The organism is Streptomyces sp. T12 (genome assembly GCF_028736035.1).
GTDB lineage: Bacteria > Actinomycetota > Actinomycetes > Streptomycetales > Streptomycetaceae > Streptomyces.
Window position 1 is genome coordinate 8,799,975 of sequence record NZ_CP117866.1, and the last position, 18,888, is coordinate 8,818,862.

Annotated in this window: 20 protein-coding genes and 2 pseudogenes; 6 read left to right on the top strand and 16 right to left on the bottom strand. The window is 67.5% G+C overall.

The window, feature by feature from the left end; genetic code table 11:
• Nucleotides 1-35: 35 nt before the first annotated feature.
• Nucleotides 36-212, bottom strand: a complete 177-nt coding sequence (locus tag PBV52_RS39400) for a hypothetical protein (protein ID WP_274245374.1) — start codon at nt 210-212, stop codon at nt 36-38.
• Nucleotides 213-742: 530 nt separating this feature from the next.
• Here PBV52_RS39400 and PBV52_RS39405 point away from each other — a divergent pair.
• Nucleotides 743-2,167, top strand: a complete 1,425-nt coding sequence (locus PBV52_RS39405) for a non-reducing end alpha-L-arabinofuranosidase family hydrolase (RefSeq protein ID WP_274245377.1) — start codon at nt 743-745, stop codon at nt 2,165-2,167.
• A gap of 303 nt (nt 2,168-2,470) precedes the next feature.
• On the opposite strand, the gene PBV52_RS39410 is transcribed toward PBV52_RS39405, so the two are convergent.
• A complete protein-coding gene (locus PBV52_RS39410) occupies nt 2,471-2,641 on the bottom strand; it encodes a hypothetical protein (RefSeq protein WP_172628906.1) in 171 nt (56 codons plus the stop codon).
• A 273-nt stretch (nt 2,642-2,914) separates the two neighbouring features.
• Here PBV52_RS39410 and PBV52_RS39415 point away from each other — a divergent pair, with 273 nt between their 5' ends.
• The 4 genes and pseudogenes from PBV52_RS39415 (at nt 2,915) to PBV52_RS39430 (ending at nt 4,907) form a co-directional block, all read left to right on the top strand.
• A complete protein-coding gene (locus tag PBV52_RS39415; RefSeq protein WP_274245379.1) occupies nt 2,915-3,748 on the top strand; it encodes a ribonuclease BN in 834 nt (277 codons plus the stop codon).
• Between the two features lie 344 nt (nt 3,749-4,092).
• Nucleotides 4,093-4,377 (top strand): hypothetical protein, encoded by a 285-nt coding sequence (locus PBV52_RS39420; protein ID WP_274245381.1) that lies wholly within the window; start codon nt 4,093-4,095, stop codon nt 4,375-4,377.
• A 44-nt stretch (nt 4,378-4,421) separates the two neighbouring features.
• Nucleotides 4,422-4,562 (top strand): annotated as a pseudogene (locus PBV52_RS39425) (PRC-barrel domain containing protein); the annotation flags it as partial.
• A 237-nt stretch (nt 4,563-4,799) separates the two neighbouring features.
• Entirely contained in the window at nt 4,800-4,907 is a 108-nt protein-coding gene (locus PBV52_RS39430; protein WP_274249858.1) for a hypothetical protein, read from the top strand.
• Between the two features lie 109 nt (nt 4,908-5,016).
• Here PBV52_RS39430 and PBV52_RS39435 read toward each other — a convergent pair whose 3' ends face one another.
• From PBV52_RS39435 to PBV52_RS39495, 13 genes and pseudogenes are all read right to left on the bottom strand, one after another.
• Nucleotides 5,017-5,733: a GAF and ANTAR domain-containing protein gene (locus PBV52_RS39435; protein WP_274245383.1), complete on the bottom strand. Its 717-nt coding sequence runs from the start codon at nt 5,731-5,733 to the stop codon at nt 5,017-5,019.
• Between the two features lie 78 nt (nt 5,734-5,811).
• Nucleotides 5,812-6,540, bottom strand: coding sequence for an ANTAR domain-containing protein (locus PBV52_RS39440; protein WP_274245385.1), 729 nt, complete (start codon nt 6,538-6,540; stop codon nt 5,812-5,814).
• A 22-nt stretch (nt 6,541-6,562) separates the two neighbouring features.
• Nucleotides 6,563-7,234, bottom strand: a complete 672-nt coding sequence (locus tag PBV52_RS39445) for a hypothetical protein (protein ID WP_274245387.1) — start codon at nt 7,232-7,234, stop codon at nt 6,563-6,565.
• Nucleotides 7,231-7,860, bottom strand: a complete 630-nt coding sequence (locus PBV52_RS39450; protein WP_306801458.1) for an STAS domain-containing protein — start codon at nt 7,858-7,860, stop codon at nt 7,231-7,233. Before PBV52_RS39450 ends, PBV52_RS39445 begins: the two co-directional genes overlap by 4 nt.
• A gap of 179 nt (nt 7,861-8,039) precedes the next feature.
• Nucleotides 8,040-9,281 carry a PP2C family protein-serine/threonine phosphatase gene (locus PBV52_RS39455; protein ID WP_274245391.1) on the bottom strand — a complete coding sequence of 414 codons (1,242 nt, stop codon included), beginning with the start codon at nt 9,279-9,281 and terminating at the stop codon, nt 8,040-8,042.
• Nucleotides 9,282-9,754: 473 nt separating this feature from the next.
• Nucleotides 9,755-10,030 (bottom strand): hypothetical protein, encoded by a 276-nt coding sequence (locus PBV52_RS39460; RefSeq protein WP_274245393.1) that lies wholly within the window; start codon nt 10,028-10,030, stop codon nt 9,755-9,757.
• 10 nt (nt 10,031-10,040) lie between these two features.
• Complete coding sequence (locus PBV52_RS39465) at nt 10,041-10,745, bottom strand: DUF5994 family protein (RefSeq protein ID WP_274245395.1); 705 nt, start codon at nt 10,743-10,745, stop codon at nt 10,041-10,043.
• A gap of 39 nt (nt 10,746-10,784) precedes the next feature.
• Entirely contained in the window at nt 10,785-11,132 is a 348-nt protein-coding gene (locus tag PBV52_RS39470) for a hypothetical protein (RefSeq protein WP_274245397.1), read from the bottom strand.
• Nucleotides 11,133-11,594: 462 nt separating this feature from the next.
• Nucleotides 11,595-11,756, bottom strand: a pseudogene (locus PBV52_RS39475) (DUF5994 family protein); the annotation flags it as partial.
• A gap of 503 nt (nt 11,757-12,259) precedes the next feature.
• Nucleotides 12,260-12,787 (bottom strand): hypothetical protein, encoded by a 528-nt coding sequence (locus PBV52_RS39480; protein WP_274245399.1) that lies wholly within the window; start codon nt 12,785-12,787, stop codon nt 12,260-12,262.
• 19 nt (nt 12,788-12,806) lie between these two features.
• Nucleotides 12,807-13,205: a NucA/NucB deoxyribonuclease domain-containing protein gene (locus tag PBV52_RS39485; RefSeq protein WP_274245401.1), complete on the bottom strand. Its 399-nt coding sequence runs from the start codon at nt 13,203-13,205 to the stop codon at nt 12,807-12,809.
• Entirely contained in the window at nt 13,205-13,783 is a 579-nt protein-coding gene (locus tag PBV52_RS39490) for a hypothetical protein (protein ID WP_274245403.1), read from the bottom strand. The genes PBV52_RS39485 and PBV52_RS39490 overlap by 1 nt, the downstream gene beginning before the upstream one ends.
• A 132-nt stretch (nt 13,784-13,915) precedes the next feature.
• Nucleotides 13,916-17,737, bottom strand: a complete 3,822-nt coding sequence (locus PBV52_RS39495; protein WP_274245405.1) for an AAA family ATPase — start codon at nt 17,735-17,737, stop codon at nt 13,916-13,918.
• Between the two features lie 268 nt (nt 17,738-18,005).
• Between PBV52_RS39495 and PBV52_RS39500 the strand changes: the two genes are divergently transcribed.
• On the top strand, nt 18,006-18,350 hold the full coding sequence (locus tag PBV52_RS39500; protein ID WP_274245406.1) for a hypothetical protein: 345 nt from the start codon (nt 18,006-18,008) through the stop codon (nt 18,348-18,350).
• On the opposite strand, the gene PBV52_RS39505 is transcribed toward PBV52_RS39500, so the two are convergent.
• Nucleotides 18,323-18,796: a cupin domain-containing protein gene (locus PBV52_RS39505; protein WP_274245408.1), complete on the bottom strand. Its 474-nt coding sequence runs from the start codon at nt 18,794-18,796 to the stop codon at nt 18,323-18,325. The genes PBV52_RS39500 and PBV52_RS39505 overlap by 28 nt on opposite strands.
• Nucleotides 18,797-18,888 lie beyond the last annotated feature (92 nt).

The window sequence follows — 18,888 nt, forward strand, 5'->3', positions numbered from 1 at the left end:
CGTGAAGGCCGGTGAGAGAGACCCGTTCCATCTGATCAACCGCGTCGGCGGCCTGGCGGACCTGCGGCCCGGTGATCCCGCATCCGAAGCTGTTCCAGCTGTTCCAGCCCAGCGGCGAGGGTGAGCGCTGCGCTGTTCCAGCTGTTCCAGCCCAGCGGCGAGGGTGAGCGCTGCGAGGAGGCGGAGCAGTCGTCCGCCTGAACGTCCGGCACCTAGGGCTCCCTTTCCCCGGAGACCACCTGAAGGGCCTTCGAAATTTCGGACCCTATTCGGAAATTCGGGGTGGCACGGATACTGGAGAGGTGGCCAGCAGCGGTCAACACTGTCCGCGAAACCGGCCCCGCTCCGGCGCCAAAAGGCCTGTCCATCCGCACAGCCCGGCCATTCGATCGGCTTGACCTGCGGCGTTTCATTCATGATCTGTGCGAATGTTTCGGTGTCAATCGCGAATCATGCGAGAGGTGTTGACGCCGTTCACCGGTTCCCTATCATCCAGGTTGCTCGACACTTCGATTCAAGTTCGACATAACGAACACGCCAGAGCTGCTCCGCTCGCACAGCAGAGCACCTCGGGGTCGCGCCCACCGTCACGGCCGAACCACGAGGGGCATGCCGCACGACGCATATGTCATGGCCCTATCAATCCTTCTTTTGCTCACGGACCGCTACGAACCGCACCACATCGACAGTCCGGACAGCCTCTGCCCACCGGAACCGCTTACTCAAGGATCACGAGGTCCCCATGCGTAGACGAAGTTTCAGCCGCAGGCATCTGTCTGTGGTGCTCACCGCCGCGGCTGCGGCCCTGGTCGCGTTGGCGGCGATGCTCGTCGCCAGCCCGGCTCAGGCGGCCACCAGCGGCGCCTTGCGCGGTGTTGGTTCCGGGCGGTGTCTCGATGTGTCGAACGCCAGCCAGACCGACGGCACGTACCTGCAGATCTGGGACTGCTCGGGCGGGACCAACCAGCAGTGGACGTTGACGGACAGCAACCAGCTGACCGTGTACGGCAACAAGTGCCTTGATGTTCCGGGCCACGCCACCGCGGCCGGCACCCGGGTCCAGATCTGGACCTGTAGCGGCGGTGCGAACCAGCAGTGGCGGGTGAACTCCGACGGCACGATCGTCGGCGTGGAGTCCGGGCTGTGCCTGGATGTTACGGGCTCCAGTACGGCCAACGGTACGGCGGTGGAGATCTGGACGTGCAACGGCGGCAGCAACCAGAAGTGGACCGGCCTGACGTCGGCCCCGCCGGGGGGCGGCACGTGTTCTCTTCCGTCGACGTACCGGTGGACGTCGACGGGTGCGTTGGCGCAGCCGGCGAACGGGTGGGTCTCGCTGAAGGACTTCACCAATGTGGTGTACAACGGCAAGCACTTGGTCTACGCGTCCAACGTGTCGGGATCGTCGTACGGCTCGATGAGGTTCAGTCCCTTCACGAACTGGTCGGACATGGCGTCGGCGGGCCAGGCCGGGATGAGCCAGGCCGCGGTGGCGCCCACGCTGTTCTACTTCGCACCCAAGAACATCTGGGTGCTGGCGTACCAGTGGGGTGCGTCGCCCTTCGTCTACCGCACGTCGAGCGACCCCACCAACCCCAACGGCTGGTCCTCACCGCAGCCGCTGTTCACCGGCAGCATCTCCGGCTCCGGCACCGGCCCGATCGACCAGACCCTGATCGCTGACGGCCAGAACATGTACCTGTTCTTCGCCGGTGACAACGGCAAGATCTACCGGGCCAGCATGCCGATCGGGAACTTCCCGGGCAGCTTCGGCTCGTCGTACACGACGATCATGAGCGACTCGACGAACAACCTGTTCGAGGCGGTGCAGGTCTACAAGGTCCAGGGCCAGAACCAGTACCTCATGATCGTTGAGGCGATCGGTGCGAACGGGCGCTACTTCCGCTCGTTCACGGCCACCAGCCTGAGCGGTTCGTGGACCCCGCAGGCCAGCAGCGAGAGCAACCCCTTCGCGGGCAAGGCCAACAGCGGTGCCACCTGGACCAACGACATCAGCCACGGTGACCTGGTCCGCAACAACCCCGACCAGACCATGACCATCGACCCCTGCAACCTGCAGTTCCTCTACCAGGGCAAGTCTCCCACCGCGGGCGGCCCCTACGACCAACTGCCCTGGCGTCCGGGTGTCCTTACCCTGCAGCGCTGACCCGCCTGATCCCCAGTGACCGCGATGTGGTGCGGTCCGCCGGCGCGTAGACGAGCGGTCTACGGCGTGGGCAACTCCACCTGCTGACTGATACTCATCGCCTCGAGGAACCCCAGCCGCGCGTCGGCCGGGGTTCCTCTCTTTCGTGGACCTTCATCGTGGGTGCGGACCGAAGCCGGAATTGGGAAGGCCGACTGGCCCGGCTCACGACGTCGACGAGGACGGTGCCGTAGGTCTGTCCTTTGCGCAATGGGGCTGCACTTGCTGCTGCGAGTGCTTCCACGGAGTACAGGGTGTCGTTCGTTATCGGAGGGGGCGATGACCGGTGCGCTGGGACCAGCGGACGGCGATGAGGCCCAGCGCAGCCACAAGGATCACGATGCCGATGATCAGCAGGTAGCCCAGCCCCTCCGCCGCCACTCCGATGATTCCCAGCACGACGGCGACCAGAAGGAGAAACAGCAAGAGGGCCATGACGCGTACACCTCCCTTGGGTGGCTGAGCGGGCGATCAGTGGCGCGCGAGTTGCCGCCCGCGCCCGTCTGGTAGGGCATGTCGCCACTCGCGGATATCGGCTGAATGGATCATGGCCGGCCTCCTGAGCCGTTGATCCGGGCCGGTACGAGCCGCCCCCTCGGGCAGTCGCAGCCCGCTGAGCCCGGTAGCCCATCGTTCTTCCAGGTTATCCGGGCATCTCTGCGTCGCGCCCTCGCGCGGCAAGGGTTCCGAACGGGGTAGTCGACAGACATGCCGATGAAGCCTTCCGGCGCCGCGGACCGTTCATCTCGGTTCGGGCCGCTGCGCCATGTGATCAGCCGTTCGCCGGTCGGGCGCGGATGGCGGCGGAGCAGGGATATTGAACTGTGGTCGCGCTCGCTGGGCTTTGCCGCGCTGGGGTTTCTCACGCTGGTGCCGCTGCTGATCATTGTCTCCTCTGCCGATCCCGAGCACGGGCGGGGATTCGCGCAGTGGCTGGGAGAAGGGCTCGGCGTGTCGACGGCCTCCATGGGGCAGGTCGAGCAATTGTTCACCCGGCCCGGCCAGGCCCTGCGGACCACGACCGCGTTCGGTATCGCCGCCCTTGCCGTGTTCGGTCTGAGCTTCGGGGCGGCGGTGCAGACCGGCTACGAGAAGGTCTGGGACCTGCCTCCGGCCCGCTGGTGGGCCAGATGGCGCCACGTGGTGTGGCTCGGCGTCCTCACCGGATATCTCTACGTCTCCGCTACCACCACGCTGCGGCGTGAACCCCTGGCAGGTGGGGCCGTCGCGTCGCTGAGTGCCGTGCTGTTCCTGTGGTGGTCCCAGCGCCTGCTGCTCGGCGGGCGGATCCGCTGGCGTGCCTTGTTGCCCGGCGCCGTGGCCACCGTGATCGGGCTGCTCGGCCTGAGGGTCTTCTCCCGGCTCGTCTTCTCGCCGTTGATCGCCTCCAACGCCGTCACCTTCGGACCTGTCGGAACTGTCCTGGTCATCCAGTCCTGGCTGGTCGGCGTGGGTGTCGTCGTCTTCGGCGGGGCGCTGGTCGGCCGGCTGCTGTACGAGGAACTCCCACGCATGGCACACGCACTGAAACGGCGCAGATGAGGTGCGGCCCTACCACTGGTCACTTCGCTGGGGCCGCGAGTTCGTCATCGCTGCCGGGCCTGGTTCCTCTTCGGATCCGCGGGCCTCTGCAAGGTGCGAGGCGGCTCCTGGGCCAACGACACCGCCCTCCAGCACGCTCTGCACTGACCATGCCGTCGAGCCAGTGAGGGCCGTGTGGTCTTAGTCCTCGCCGCACTTTCCCGACAGGTGCCAAGCAGCCATCCATGCCAGGCAGGACGCGCTTACGTCGCACGCTATCCGCAACCCTTGGGCAGGACTACGCTGCGGGGTGAGGCCCCAGTCCCCGGTATCGATGCCCTGTCCCGCTCCCGGGGAGGCCCAGCGTGTTCGTCCTGCTCCTCATCCTCATCACGGTCCTGTTCGGCTTCGGCTTCCTCGATCCCATCTGGTGGGTGGCCGCGGCCCTGCTGGTCTATACCGCCACCCGACACGGCCGCGATCGTGGCGGCGGCCGGAGCCGCAGCGGCAGTTCCGATCTCGGGGACTACCGGGACTACCAGGAGCGCCGGAACCGCCAGGAACGCTGGGACCGCCGCTACAGTCGTCAGAACCGGGCGCGCTGGCGGCGCGAGGACCGTCGGGACCGCGAACACCGCAGGTACCCGTGAAGTGGCCGGGTAGCCACGGGTTGCGTTCGGAGGCGGCCGGGGCCCTGGTCGCCGCCTGGGAGGGCAAGTCGCTCGACATCGAGTCGCACAAGATCGGTGTCCTGGAGGCGGTCGATGTGGACACCACCACCGGTGAGCCGGCCCTGGCCACGGTACGTACGGGGCTGCCCACCCGGCACCGGCTGGCGCGCCGCTGATCACCCACGGACGGCATGACTGCCCTGTGAGGTACGGACCATGCACCAAATGACCCCGCCCCATGAAGAACAGCGGCTGTTGAGGACTGTGCCCTGCTGAGGACTGTGCCTTCTGAGGGGGACGCGGCGTTGCTGGCCGAGGTCGTCGAACTGCGCGCCACAAACGAGTAGTTGGGCCGGGCGCCGGCGAGCCGTGCGGTCATCGACCAGGCACGAGGCATGGTGATGGCCCTGGCTCCGTGTTCCAGCGCGAGGGCCTGGGACCTGCTGGTGGACGTGTCGGAGCACTGCAACTTCAAGCTCCGGGACGTGGCCGCTGCCGACCGGAGGTGACGGCGTGCGCGCCCAGCGGACGGCGAGCGATCCACGCCATGACCGGAACTCAATCCGCCGCCTGATCGAGGACGGTGCAGAGCAGTAGCGGCCTCCTGCACGGCGTGGGTCAGGACCCCAGGCCGGCGAGGGGTTCGGAACCGTCGATGAGGGCGCGGGCCACATCGGCCAGGCGCCGGTTGTGGGCGCGAGCGTAGCCGCGCAGCGCGGTGAACGCCTGCTCCATGTCGATGCCCTGGCGTTCGGCGAGCTTCCCCTTGGCCTGCTCGATCAGTACCCGGCTGTTCAGCGCCGTCTGCAGCTGTTCGTTGAGCACCGTGCTGCGCTCAGCGGTGCGTTGTTGCAGCAGGCTGATGGTGGCGACGTCGGCCAAGGCCTGCGCGACAGGTGTGGCGGCCGGGTCGAAGGGGCCGGGGGCGGTGCGGAAGAGGTTCAGGGCGCCGACGATCTCGTCCCGCAAACGCATGGGCAGGGCCTGGACCGCGCCGAACCCGCTGCGCTGGGCCGCCACCGCGAAGCGCGGCCAGCGGGCGGTCACCGTACCGAGGTCGGGGACGATCACCGGTACGCCCATGCGGAAGCACTCGAGGCAGGGGCCTTCGTCGTTCTGGAGCTGGAAGAGCTCCAGCAGGCGCACCCGTTCGTCGGAGGCGGCCATGACGCGGAGTTTGCCGTCCCGGTCGGCGAGCAGCACCCCGGCGGCGCTCACGTCGAGCATGCCGACGCAGCGGTCGGTCAGCAGGCGCAGGAAATCGATGATGTCGAAGTCGGCGACCAGATTGTCGGCCAGCTCGACGAAGGTCTTGGCCAGAAGCTGTTGATCCATCGTGGGCACCCTCGATTGAGACTAGTCCCTGCCCGAAGGGGCGGGAAGTACGGCACGTTCCTCGGCCGGCACCGAACGTCAGGTTTCCTTCTCGTCCTGATCCGGCTCCGCGTCCGGGGAGAAACGAAGCCGTCGGGCCACCACGTCGGCGGCCACGTCCGCGAGCCGGCGTCCCTGCACATAGGCATAGGCGCGGAGCCGGACGAAGGCTTCTTCGATGCCGACTCCGAGCTGAGCAGTGAGCATGCCGCTGGCCTGGTCGATCTCTGCCCGGTATGCGCCCAGGTCCTCGAAGCTGCGGTCCGCCATAGGCTCGCCGGTCGGCGCGCCCGCCTCGTCGATCCTTGTGTCGAGCAGGAGCAGCGTCGCGAGATCGGCGAACGCGAGTGCGTCGGCCAGTTCCTCCGTGTCCAGTACGGTCGGAATGTTGGCGTACAGGTCCAGAACCCCCGGTCTGATCGCTCCCTTCTGCAGAGGGAGCGAGAACACCGCACGGGCTCCGGCTTCCAGGGCCGCATCGGCGAACACGGCCCAGCGATGCTGAAGTTCAGTGGTGAGCAGATCGGGTGTCAGGACGGCCGAGCCGCGTACGAAGGCGTCCACGCAGGGCCCCTCGCCCAGCGTGAGCTGGAGCTCTTCCAGTTGCTCGCTGATGTCGTCGGTGCTGCACAGCGGATGGCTCGGCGCAGCCTTGGACATCGCCGACAGCCCGGCCCCGCCGACCGGCAGCGCGGCCACGGCCGCCGCGCACACGTCCACCACACTCACCCGGGCACCGCGTCGCACCGCCTGCTCGGCCACCAGCATCCGAATGCGGGTCGACCGCCTGTCAGGGCCCACCGGGGCCACCGCCTCCAGGCATCGTGACAAGGCCCTCCAGCCTCGCCGTTGTGCGTTCCCCGAAGGGAAGTACCAGCGCGCGGAACGTGGTGGCGCCCGCCGGCCTGCGAAGCTCTCCGACATCCAGCCACCCCCAGGAGCGGAGCGCAGCGAGGGTCGGGCGATCGGCCCGGTCCACCAGGGTGGTGCCGAGCGATGCCTGATGGTCGGTCAGCAGCCGCTCCTGCACACGGCGGGCGAGTTCCCGGTCCTGCGGGTGCGGCCGGATCAGGATTGCGGCGAACGCGAAGACGCTGCCGGACGCTGTGAGTTGCTCGATGCCGCGCGGCAATGCTCGGTCGAAGCCGAGCCACCAGGAGCCGTCGCCTCCTACCGGGAATCCGAAGGCGCATCCCGTCAGGCTGTCCGTCTCGGCGATCACCATGGCGAATCCCGGTCGGCGCATGTCCACGGTGAGGCGGTTCAGGAAGTTCTGGCGGCTGGGACGGCGGTATGGATCACCCGGCGCCGTTGCACGGGACTCCACATACAGCCTCGCCAGATCCTCACGCAGGCCCTCCACCAGCCAACGGCTCAGCCGACGCAACCGCGCCGGAGCCACGGCGGACGGCTCGCCGTCCCCCGGCTTCCGTGACTGTCCCCGCCCGGGTTCGGCCGTCATCGCACATCGCCCGAGAGAACAGGCACAGGCGGGAGAGACCGGTGCGACGGGGCTGGACGGGGCGCGGCCGGGGTGTCGCCGAGAGGACATGGCACGTGGTCGAACGGAAGGCCGAGGAGCAGGAACCCGCAGTCGGCCAGGTCGAGAATCCGAGCCAGTGTCGTCGGCGGATGGTGCAGTCGCAGAGTCCCGCCGGCCACGGTGGTCTGCTGCGCAGCGTGGAGGAATGCGTTGAGTCCGCTGCAGTCGCAGAAGGTGACGGGGGTGAGGTCGATGTCGATGGTGCGGATACCGTCCCGCAGGCACCGTTCCAGGGACTCGAGCACCAACGGCGCGGATTCGAGGTCGATCTCACCGGACAGGGTGATCAGCGCCTGTTTCCTTTGGTCATGGCGATGGACGGTGAGCTGTGAGAGGGGCATGACGCCTCGGTTCGGAAGACCATCCGGCAGCGGCACGGTGAGCCGGAGTTCCGGCACCCTGGGCGCGCCCCCGGCAGGAGCGTACGTTCGGCGGAGGCAGAGCCGCGGCCGGTCCGACAGCCTGCGCAGCAGGACAGAGGACCCACCCAGTTCCCTCCGGGGAAGCGCCGGGTGACAGGCGAAGAGTCCGCACCCCGCAGCCATCTGTGTTCAGCAACAGCATGCCGCCGGGGTCTGGGACGTCTACACAGCAGCGTAGTCCTCGCATCGTGTGACGGACGGTCCGAAGCAGCCCAATCCCAGGATATGGACGGTGCAAAGGATATGGGCGGTGCAAAACACGCGGTGGCTCGCATGACGGAGCCGGTCGTGCGGTTGTCGGCTCACTCCAGGAGCGCAAGGTGGTCGGCGGCGCCCCCTCGCCATTCGATCAGGAAGAGGGTCGCGTCGTCGGTGGTGCGGCCGCCCCGTTGCTGCTTCAGGGCGTGGGAGAGTGAGCGCACCACCGCTCGTACTCCCTTCTCTGTGCGTTCGATGCGGTTGACCCAGTGGATGAGTTGTTCTTCGCCGAACTGTTCTTCGCCGGCCTCGTGCTCCTCGATCAAGCCATCGGTGAAGCACAGCACTCGGTCGCCGCGTTGGAGCATCTGCCCGCTGATCCGGGGCTCTTCACCGCCGAAGCCGACGGGCAAGGTGGTCGGGCCTCCCAACTGCCGGACGACCTCGTGGTCACGGATCAGCAGCGGTGCGGGGTGGCCCGCGTTGACCCACTGCAGGTGGCCCGTCGTGATGTTCAGACGCATCATCTGGGCGGTGACGAAGTGGTCGGGCCCGAACTGCCCGGCGATGGCCCGGTCCATGAACGTGTAGATCTCGGACAGGCCGATGTCGGCACGTCTGGCGTGCCGGTAGGCCCCGACGGCGACGGTCGCCATCGTGGCGGCATCCAGGCCGTGGCCCATCGCATCGACCATGGCCACGTGCAGGATGTCCTCATTGAGGGCGTAGTCGAAGCTGTCGCCTGCGACGTCGTAGGCGGGCTCCAGGATTCCGGCAACCGAGACCTGAGGGACGGACATCGCCAGCGGCGGCAGCAGGGACCACTGGATCTCCGCGGCCACGCTCATCGGTTCGCGGCGCCGGGCGAGGAAGAACTGGTCGGTGTAGCTGTGCTTGGTGACCAGCATGTCCGCGACCAGGCCGGCGAGCCTGCGCAGCAGCCGCCGGTCGTCGTCATCGACGGTGTCCAGGGTGAGCGCCATCACGCCCACCTGGTCGCTGCCGTCCAGCAACGGCAGATACATCCGGACACTGTCGGACTGCGGCACCTCGACGGTGGTCGCATGCAGAAAGGCCGTGCCGGCAGGAGAGTCACCGATCGGCTCAGGCTCGCCGACCATGAGGCGCCGACCCGGCAACGGCACCAACACCAGCTGGCCATAGTCCTGCAGCAGGATCGAGACGTCGCGGCCCCCGACCCTGGCCACCTCTTCCGCGATCAGCGGGGCGATCAGCTGCGGCGGCATCTCGTGCGCCCGGTCCAGCAGCACCCCCAGCAGCCGCTCACCGAACCCTTCCGACCGGTCCAGCACGCCCTCGTCGGATCGGCGCTCACCTTCCGCCATAACCGCACTCCCGCACCGGCGTCGTCGGAGCTTCGGCCGCCGTGTCCATGCTCACCTCGTGCCGCGAGTCCAGCGCCCGCACCGACACGCGCGGTCCGTCCTGCGGTCACAGCGGATGCGCTCGACCCGCTCACGTGATCTGCACACCTGGGCTCCCGACACGACCGCGATCAACCCGCACAGAGTGACGCGGCGGGCCACGCCGAACAGCCCATTACGCCAGAGGCGGCATGTCACACACGGTCGGAACAGCCGGCTCTTCGTCCCGTTGTGCATCACATCTCTCCCGGAGCCCACACAGGAGCAGAAGATCGGAGCCGCTGTCCGTGAGGAGCCGTGCGGGGCGCGGTGGCCGGGCCGATCTCACCGGCCAGGATGATCAGTGCTCGCCTGCCCCGGTCGTGCCGGTAGATGTTCGGCTGCGGAAGAGCCATGACGCCTCGGTTCATGGGACCCGGCCGCTCCTCGCAGCGTCATAGGCCCGGCGACGTACGGCTGCTGCGGCGGCGCGGCGGGAACCGGCCGCGGCCCCCGTCGCGGTGGTCCCGCCGTTCGCCCGTGGTCGGCGACTTGGACCGGTCCGGACCCACCGGGGGTTGCGGTGTGCCGCGTCCGCGGCGGCCGGGCAGGGGGGCGCTGTACCGGCGCACGGCGATTCTGTCGGCGTGCTGGATGTTGAGCCGGTGGATCACGTACGCCGCCCCTGCGATGAGAACCAAGAAGGCGGCGGCCGTCAGGAAGGTGTTCATGGCGGCCACCTCACATCCCGATGATCAGACGACTGGTCCGGCCGGGCGGACCGGCCTGTTCCGGAACGGCCGCGGCCACCGCCGAGGCGCCGCCCTCGTACTCCCATGCCTCGTCCGGGTCCAGTGGCCCGTCGGTCGCGGAGACACCGTGCCGGGCCTCGTCCGCGGCAATGAGAGCGCTCGCGGTCAGCGGCGGGCCGTCGTAGTCGGACGCGGCAGCCATCAGACGGGCCGCAGACGCCGCCCCGGTCTCGGGCGGGATGACCAGCAGGTCCCAACGGCCGGTGCCGTAGGAGAGCAGCAGCAGCTTGTGCGGGTCGATCTCCGGGGTGAACCAGCCGACCTTGACGATGTGGCCGTCCACGGGAATCTTGCGGGGGATGACCGGCCAGTGCTCCGGGTTGACGGCGATGCGGGTGATGCGGCCCCACAAGGGATCCAACACGTCGGTCAGTGCGGGCAGTTCGCTCAGCAGATTCCGCGAGCGGGGCCACCAGGCACCGTCCAGGAGTCCACGGGAGGTGCCGTCGGTCTTCAGGGCGAGACGCGCGGCCGGGGCTGCGACGGGCTCGGTGGGCGGCAGGGTGTGGAGCAAGGTCGCCGACATGATGCGGACCCGTCTCCGGGCCGCCTCTGCGGCGGCCCGGGTTTCATCCTTCGCCGAGAACGACCCGGCGTGGAAGCCGGTGTGCGAAATGCTCTCGGTAGTGTCCACACTACTCCGCGCTTCCCTGCGGCGCGGAGTAGTGGCCGCCTAGATGTGGAGCAGTCGCTGGGTGATCTCCCGGTACTGCCTCAGCGCGAGCCGGAGTCCGTCGGACTGTGCCTCCGGGGCCTGGTCCTGCCAGCCGGCGCGCAGGAGACGCCGTCGTTCCGCGAGGGCTTTCACGAGCTGGGCGCTGGCTTCGTCATAGGCGCTCTCGGCCTCTTCCAGCGCCTCGCGCGGGGTGTCGGCGAAGGTGTTGAGGGCGTGCCGGAGGCGTTGGACGATCTTGTCCCGTTCGGCCGACGGGAGCAGTGGCTCCGGGCCTGGGGTACGGCGCTCGGCGGGGCCCCGGGCCTGGCCCGCGGGCTGCTGGGCGCGTGTCTGGTCGTACATCATCGGGGGTCGCTTCCGCTACGCCTAAAGGCGCCTTTGGCCTTCTCCGCGGCCTGCTTCAGGCTTCCGGAGACCCGGTCGGTCCTGCCTCGGCGTTGCAGTCGCCTGTTGCGGGTGACCCGGCCGAGCTCTTCCGTGATCCTGCCCTTCATCGTCTGCGCCTGGTTCCTGACGGTCCGTGAAACGGTCATGGCCGGCCTCACTGTTGTCCGGTAGGTGGGTTCCCGCGGGGTCTGGGCGAGGCGGGAAGGAGAAATGCTTCGCCGTGTGTTCGGGAGCGGCATGGCCCTGCACCGTGCTGCCAGTCAACGTCCGGCACCGGTCCGTGTCAACGCGGTGGCCACGCGATCCGGCCCGCCTCGTCCCGGAGCGTGCGGGAGTACGGTGGAGAAGGCGAGGCTCTTCGTAGCCGGTGTCCGTGTCCGGCCTCCTCCTCGCGATTCCCCTCCCATGGGCAGCCCGTGACCCCCACGGCGGATCCAGTACGTCCGCCAGAGCGGAGAGTTCGTGTGTCAGGTCACTCGACCGAGGCCACCATGCGCCGTCCAGCTCGACGTGCCCTGGTGAAGGACTCACGCGCGAGCGCAGCTGTCCGGTGTCGTTGCTTACTGGGAACGACACCGGCATCGGAGCCGGTGTGCGAAATGCTCCCGATGCATTCACGCTACTCCCCGAAGAGGCCGAACGGGCCGCTCCTGGACGTCGGCTCACTTCCGTCGGCGGTCGTCCTCCGAGCAGCGGCTCGTCTCACCATCGCCGGTTGCCGTGCTCGCGGGTGTGGAAGAGGTCGCCGGGTTCCCCTCACCGTCGGCGAACCGCCCGGCGAAAACCAGCGCCATCCCGATGAACAGGCCAACCGCGGCCGTACCCCTCGCGCGCTCCTTGCTCGCTTTGGCTCCGGCAAGCGATTACCCAAGCCGCCGCTCTGGTTGTTCCTCGTCCTCGTCGAGCACATGCACACCGCAGAGACACCGCACCGAAACATGGCTGGTCGTGCACGCAGCGCTGACCCGCGTATTTGCGCCACCGTGGCGGTTGAGGGGCGGTAGCGGCTGGTGCCGCTACCGCCGGGAGCGGTCCGCGCGGCTGCCGAACCCCAGCCCATGATGGAGAAGTAGTCCGGCCCCCGCTTACAGGTCTTCGTCGTCGATGGGTTCGGGGTCGCGAGTGTAGGCCAGGTCGAGGACGTAGCGTTCGGTGACGGGGCAGTTGTTCCAGGCTTCGGTGAGCTGGTCTTCGGGGGAGTCGTCGGTGAGCTGGTCGAGGGTGGTGTTGTAGTAGTCGGCTGCTGCTTGGCGGTGCTGCCACCAGGCGTGGCCTTCGTAGACGCCGGGGCGGGGCAGGGTGATCTCGTCGGCGGGTCCGCGGTCGAGTTGGCCGATGACCAGGGTGCCTGTTTCGGATTCGAGGCTGATGTCGGTGTGGCCTTCGGCCTCGGTGGGCGGGGCGGGTGGGGTGTCCCAGATGCGGATGGTCATCTGGACTTCCATGTCCGGTTGCAGGCTGAGGAGGTACAGGTGGTAGCCGTTTCCGGCCACCACCTGTGTCTCTGCGGCGTCCATGGCTGCTTCGTCGCCGAGGTAGGCGTCCGCGTCGTAGACCTCCAGCACACGGCGGCCGGGGGTGGCGGTGGCGGTGTGTTCGGCGAGAAGCGCCATGGTCAGTGGTGTCTTCCTGCTAGTTGGTGATCTTCACGTAGAAGGGGTCGCTGTCCAGGACGCGGTTGAGGGTGTACGTCTCGTTGAGGCGCTCTCCGCCCTTGCGGTTGTCCTTACCGTCGATCAGCCGGACGGAGAAGCGGTTGTCGCCCTTGGTGGACCCTTCCTTGGTGGAGGCGAAGGGGTACTCGTCGCACTCGAGGCCGCTGCCGGTGTAGTCGCCCCAGACCTTCTTGCATTCCTCGATGGACTTCTTGCGATTGTCTTCGATCTTCTTCGGATCGACGACTCGGCGTAGGGGTTCCTTCGATCCCGGGACGCTCTTGCCGGGCCAGGAGGGGGAGGTGCGCTCGGGGCGGTTCAGGGCGTCGTAGATGTGCACGGCGCTTTCGTTGACCGCGGGGTCCTTCTGACTCATCACGAGTTCCCCACGGGCCTTGGTGAAGACGGTGCCCTTGTGCTGCCCGCGACCGGTCCGGCGTAGTCGTAGCGGACGCTTGAGTTGTAGACGTTGCTTCCCTCGTTGAAGGGGGCGGAGTTGGGGGAGCCGGCGCTCAGGTCCATCGCGACGGTCGAGAAGACGCGCTGCTGGTTGCCCTGGTCGAACAGGGCGCCCTTGTCCGGGGAGGTGTAGGTGAGGCTCCAGTGGGGATTGGTGTCCCACACGCCGAGCAGTTCGTCACGGTTCACGGTCTGCGGCGCGGTCACCTGAGGGTCTGGAGCGCTGCTGGAGGCGTTGACGCTGTGGTGGAAGTGCTGGCCGATCCGCCACTTGGTGGCGTCCTCGGTGGGTATCGGCTGGACCCATGTGTTCTCGATGCCGGCGACGTAGTCGACGCGCCGGCTGCTGTCGTAGGCGAAGCCGAGGACCCATTGGTCGAACTTGAGGCGGCCGAGCGTGGTGGTGCCCCTGATGTCTCGCAGGACCAGGTCGAAGGGACGCTTCTGGCAGCTTTCGAAGCGGGACTTGAGCCATCTGGGGGGACAACGGGGCATGGCACGGAGCTGACGTGGACGCCGCTGTGACCCTTTCTTGCGGCCTGTAACAGCGACCTCGACCCACCAGATACCCCGATGAGAACTGCCCAGGTCCCGCGGAACCTGGGCAGTTCATGATGAGCCGGCAAGTCAAGGACGCTCGGGATTGCGGCGACGCGCGGCCGTCTTCTTCGAGGGAGCAGGCCGAGCTCGGCGGATAGCCGCGGCACCGATGACGCGTTGGGCGAGTGCCCGCCACTCCGGTTCGTTCACGCCGTGCTCGTCGCTCGTCCAGACCAGGATGCCGTTGGGGCCACCACCGTCTTCTTCGGGGAGCACGCCCTGCTGCGCGTACCACTTCACGCGCTGCTGCCACCTGGCGGCGTACTCGGGGTTGTCGAGCATGCCGAGGTGTTCCCAGTAGATGGGAGGCCCGGACAGCGGCGTGACAGTGAAGTCCGGCAGTACTGTGCGGCCGTCGATTCCCTTGAAGGGCTGCTCGTATGCCCAGGCTCCAGGGGCGAGTTGTTCGAGGATGCCGGCGACGATGACTTCGTTCTTGCTTCGTACCATGACGCCGTTGACCGCTACGTGGACGAGTCGCGCGTCGACCCGCCCGCAGTCAGCGCCGCTCGGTGTCACCACCGCGCGTGGGTCCGGTGCGTCGATGAGGTCGGTGAACCGGCGGGCGGTGTCGGATCCGGTGGCCCGCGTCAGTTCGATGAGGTCGTCGAGCGGCCCCTCATGGCAGAGGACCACTCTCTTGGTCTGGCGGGTGAGGGCGGTGTACAGCAGCTCCCGCGAGATACTGCGGGCCGTGGCGGGCAGCACAACGATGACGGTGTCGAACTCGCTGCCCTGACTTTTGTGCACGGTAAGGGCCCACGCCAGCTCCAGGGGCACGTCGTCTTCGCCGCCGATGCGTCCGTACTTGTAACGCAATCCGAGCTGGGACGAGAATTCGACCTCTGTAATCCAAGGCGGCCTCTTCATGCGTGGGGTCTTTACCTGACCGGTGACCACACCGAGTTCGCCGTTGGCGACATAGCCCTTCGCTGCCTGGCCCTCGGTCTGCGACCAAGCGGAGCGCGTGCCGTTGCGGGTATGGACGACCTTGTCGCCGAGCACGATCTGCTCCGCACCCAGCGGCTTGGGCACCTTGCGGTTCCAGCCGTTCCTCAGCGCATTCTCGAGGGAGGCACCGCGGTAGCGCCGCTTGAGGTGGCGATTGAGTTCCACGGTCCCGTGTGCCGTCCCGCGAACGGGGCTGAGGATCTGCCAAGTGCCGCACTGAGCGGCGGCCTTGGAGAAGTCCGGGTACGTCCTGGCTCCGCGCTGCGTTCTCCCCGCGCCGTACGAGATCGCGAAGCTCAGGCCGTAGGCGTCGTCCACCACGCCGAACTCTTCTCGCAGCACGTCATCGACCACCTGCGCGGCCGTCCGGCCATTCCAAGGAACTGCGCGGAGCGTCGGCATATTCTCGCCCTGGCGGAGACGTTGCCAGATTTCGTCGCTGCCCGGCCCGCGCTCGTCACCGCTGTACCAGCGCGCCAGCATCAGGTCGTGGCGGACATCGCCCAGCTCGCGCTGTCGGCGCAGCACCGTGAGTTCGGCCCATCCCGGAGCGACGCGCGGCCATGAGCCGCTGTGGCCCTGCCGTGCTGAGCGTTCGAGGTCAACGAAAGGACGGCCCGCGCCGATGGGCGGGAGCTGGCGCGGATCACCGACCAGGATCAGGCGCTGTCGAGGTTCCAAGGCGTCGAGCAATGCGGCGAGCATGTCCTCCGTGAGCATCGAGGCCTCGTCGATGACCACTGTGCCGTACTGGCGCTCGCGGGGTAGGCGGCCGGTGATCAGGTACCGGGCGGTGTCGCCTTCATAGCGGCCTGACTTGCTCAGGAACTGGGCGAGTGTCTGGGCCTGATGGCCGACCTTGTTCTGCAACTGGACCCGTGCCTTGCCCGTCGGAGCGAGTAGCAGCACTCCCTCCGACATCACCTCCGGCCGTCGTACCAGTGCCTTGACCAGCATGGTCTTGCCTGTGCCCGCCGGACCGTTGAGCACGGTGAACCGGCTCTCGTACATCTCACGCAAGGCCGCGGCCTTCTCCTGTCGCGCCCGGGCCTCGTCGACGCGGTCGGCCTCGGCGATCTCACCCTGCTCGTCGAGCACGGAATCCAGGGTGGCCGCGAGATCCTTCGGCGCCGTATGCCGGGCCGTGGAGCGGAGCTGGTCGATGACCTCTCGAATTGCATGCTTGCGCCACAGCGCGGAACGCAGCTTGTAGGCGGCCGTACCATCGGCGACGTGCGTCCGGCACAACTGCGGCCAGTTGAAGTCCAAGTCGTCGTCCAGGTCCTCGGCGCGCAACTGGTGAGCTGCCAAAACCGCTTGGCTGGGGCGCAATGGCCTGACGGAGCTCAGCCTCTCCAAACCCTCCAGCATCTCTTCGAGCGGCAGCAGAGTGTGCCCCTCTGCCTGGCCGCGCAGCAGCACAGTCGCCATCGCGGCTTCGAGGCGCCGCTTGTCGTCGGGATCCGTGAGCGGCTCCGAGACCGGCAACGGATACCGGTCCGTCAGCTGCAGGTCGGGGAAACAGCCCCGGTCCACGGCTTCGAAGCGGATCGGATCCGCGTCGTCCACCGTGCAGGTCACCAGGGTGTACGGGTCTGCGAGTAGCTCCTCCACGGACAGTGGCATCGTGGTCTTCTGCTCACATACCAGGCGCACTTGGTCCATAGTCAGGTCGAAGCGGGCCAGCAGTCGCAGAGCCTGGCGTTGATCGTGTCCAAGCGCCGCCCAGACCTTCTGGCGGGTGGGCGTGGCCAGTGCGGTGACCGAGGCTGGACCGCCGCGTCCTTGCAGTGCCCGTTCCAGTACGGGCCAGGGGTCCTCCCTGTCGCTGACGGCAGACGTCACCTCTCGGGCCGCGAACGTGGGGTGAGACACGCCGAGGAGGCTCAGCACCGCGGGCAGACCAGGGGCGGTACCGCGGCGGAGCCAGGCATGGTGCAACTGCTCGTCGAGCCAGTCGAAGGACCGCTGCGGCAGCTCACAGCCCAGTTCGATGGCAGCTTCGGCGGCACGCTTGAGCTCCATCAGCGAGGCGACTGCTGTGTCTGACGGCACGTGCTCGGTTCCGTACGAGAACTCCCAGCACGTCTCCGGGGCCTGCGCCAGGGCACGCGAGACATCAGTACCATCGGCGGCGATCCGCGCCAGGGCCTGCATCGGCAGCAGGATGCCTCCATTGCCGTCCGGCCGCAGCGTGTGCCGTACCACCGTCTCCCACATGTGATTGGGAAACGGGGTGGGACCCTCAGCCGGCCACCGGCCGGGCGGCGTGACCGAGGCGATCAATGCCGCACCGACGAGGATTCGACGGGGATGGTCCTCGAACGGAGCGTGCTTGAGATAGAAGAAGACCAGCGACTGCCCTTCGACGACATCCTGGAAGAACGTGTCGATGACAGCCTTCTGGTTGTCCCCGTGAAGGACCCACGGAGGTTCGAAGCCCAGCGCGGAAATCGCACACTCCTCTGCCTCCGAGCTGTAGCCGTCCACCGGCTGCTGCTCCATGACACCGTCCAGAAGCATCGCCCGATTGAGCCAGCGGAACGGGATGCCGTGGACCGACCATGCGGGCATCGGAACGGACGCACCCTTGAGCGTCTTGAGGGCATGGTTGTAGGGGTGGGATGTCCGCAGCACATGATCCCTGCTGCTCAGAAACCCGCCCCGCTCACCAGCACACGCGGGCAAGCTGTCCGGTAACGCGCTGAAGGCCTGGCCCGCATACTCGACCTCCAGCTCGTCTTTCCGCCGTCGCCCGACGTTCTCCAGTAGCACGCACGACGCATTGCCTAGTGGATCGGCGCAGATTCGGCCCTCCCAGCCTGTGTCATGCCAAGGCACCCGGACCGAAAGATGCTGCACGTATGCCACTGGGATCCCCTCCACCACTTCCAGCACTCGCTCGTCACCTTAGGGTGAGGCACTGACACCCCACCGAGGCGAGCAACGATTACCAACGCGCCACGTGACCATGCCGGCGTACATCTGCCCAAGAGGCGCGGGCGAGGGTCGTGGCAGGAGAACTGAGTCCAGGTCGGTCATTTGGCTTCAGGTGTGTCGACTGACGCGGTGATCACACCGCACTGAAAGATCGCCCCTCGCTCGGCTTGAAGAACACCAGGCCAGAGTGGCAGGCGGCGGTCCTCCCCAGGGGTGGACTTCGACCGTGATCCGTCTCGTGGTGTCGGGCGGCAGGGCTGGCAGGGGTCGCAATCACCACCAGGCGGAGTTCAACGAAGAGCACATCCGCACGGCAGGCACGCTCTTCTGCGTTCACCTGGTCGAATTCGTCCCGGACTGCTACCTCGCCTCCTTCGAGAACGAAGTCATCGACCAGAGATCGGACTCCAATCTCGTCGCCGTCACCGCCCTCAACCCCGCTGGATGCCGCCCAAGCAGCATCGGGACATCGGCGCGGTCGGCCAGGTCTGTCGGACCACTGCCCAGTTCAGGCCGCGTGATCGCGGCTTTCTGCCAACGCGCTCAGGCTTCGGGCATCGGCTGCATCTGAATTCCGTGCCGTGCGGCGATCTCGATGATGCGGTCAATGTCCGCCGGGGTGTCCGACCGGGGCGGCAGCTCGCGTCGCTGGGCGGGTTCGCCTGCCTCCGCGAAGAATTTGTCCACGTCGCCCGGCGTGTAGGTGACCAGGAGTCGTACGGTGCTGGTGGGCTCGAACCGCTCCAGGGTGCCCTCGGGGATGTGGAAGAAGGATCCAGGGCCGCCTTCGACTGTCTCGCCGTCGATGTGATAGCGGAGCGTTCCCTCGATGACGTAGACACTCTCGGTGCCGGGGTGGGTGTGGGGCGGTGGGCCCATCCCCTCCGGAATGGTCATCTCCATGACGGTCATGGCGCCGTTGGTCTCGTCGCTCGACGCCTTGACCTCGTACAGGCCGTTCAGCATCCAGAAGGCTTTGCCTTCACCGCTGTGACGCGCATGGGCGTTGTTCACCATGGGGCACCGCTCCTTCCTCGGTGACCCCATCTGTCCCCGCCGCGGAGCCGGCAGAAGGCCGCCATCCGGGTGCGCGTGCCGGTGGATGCCGG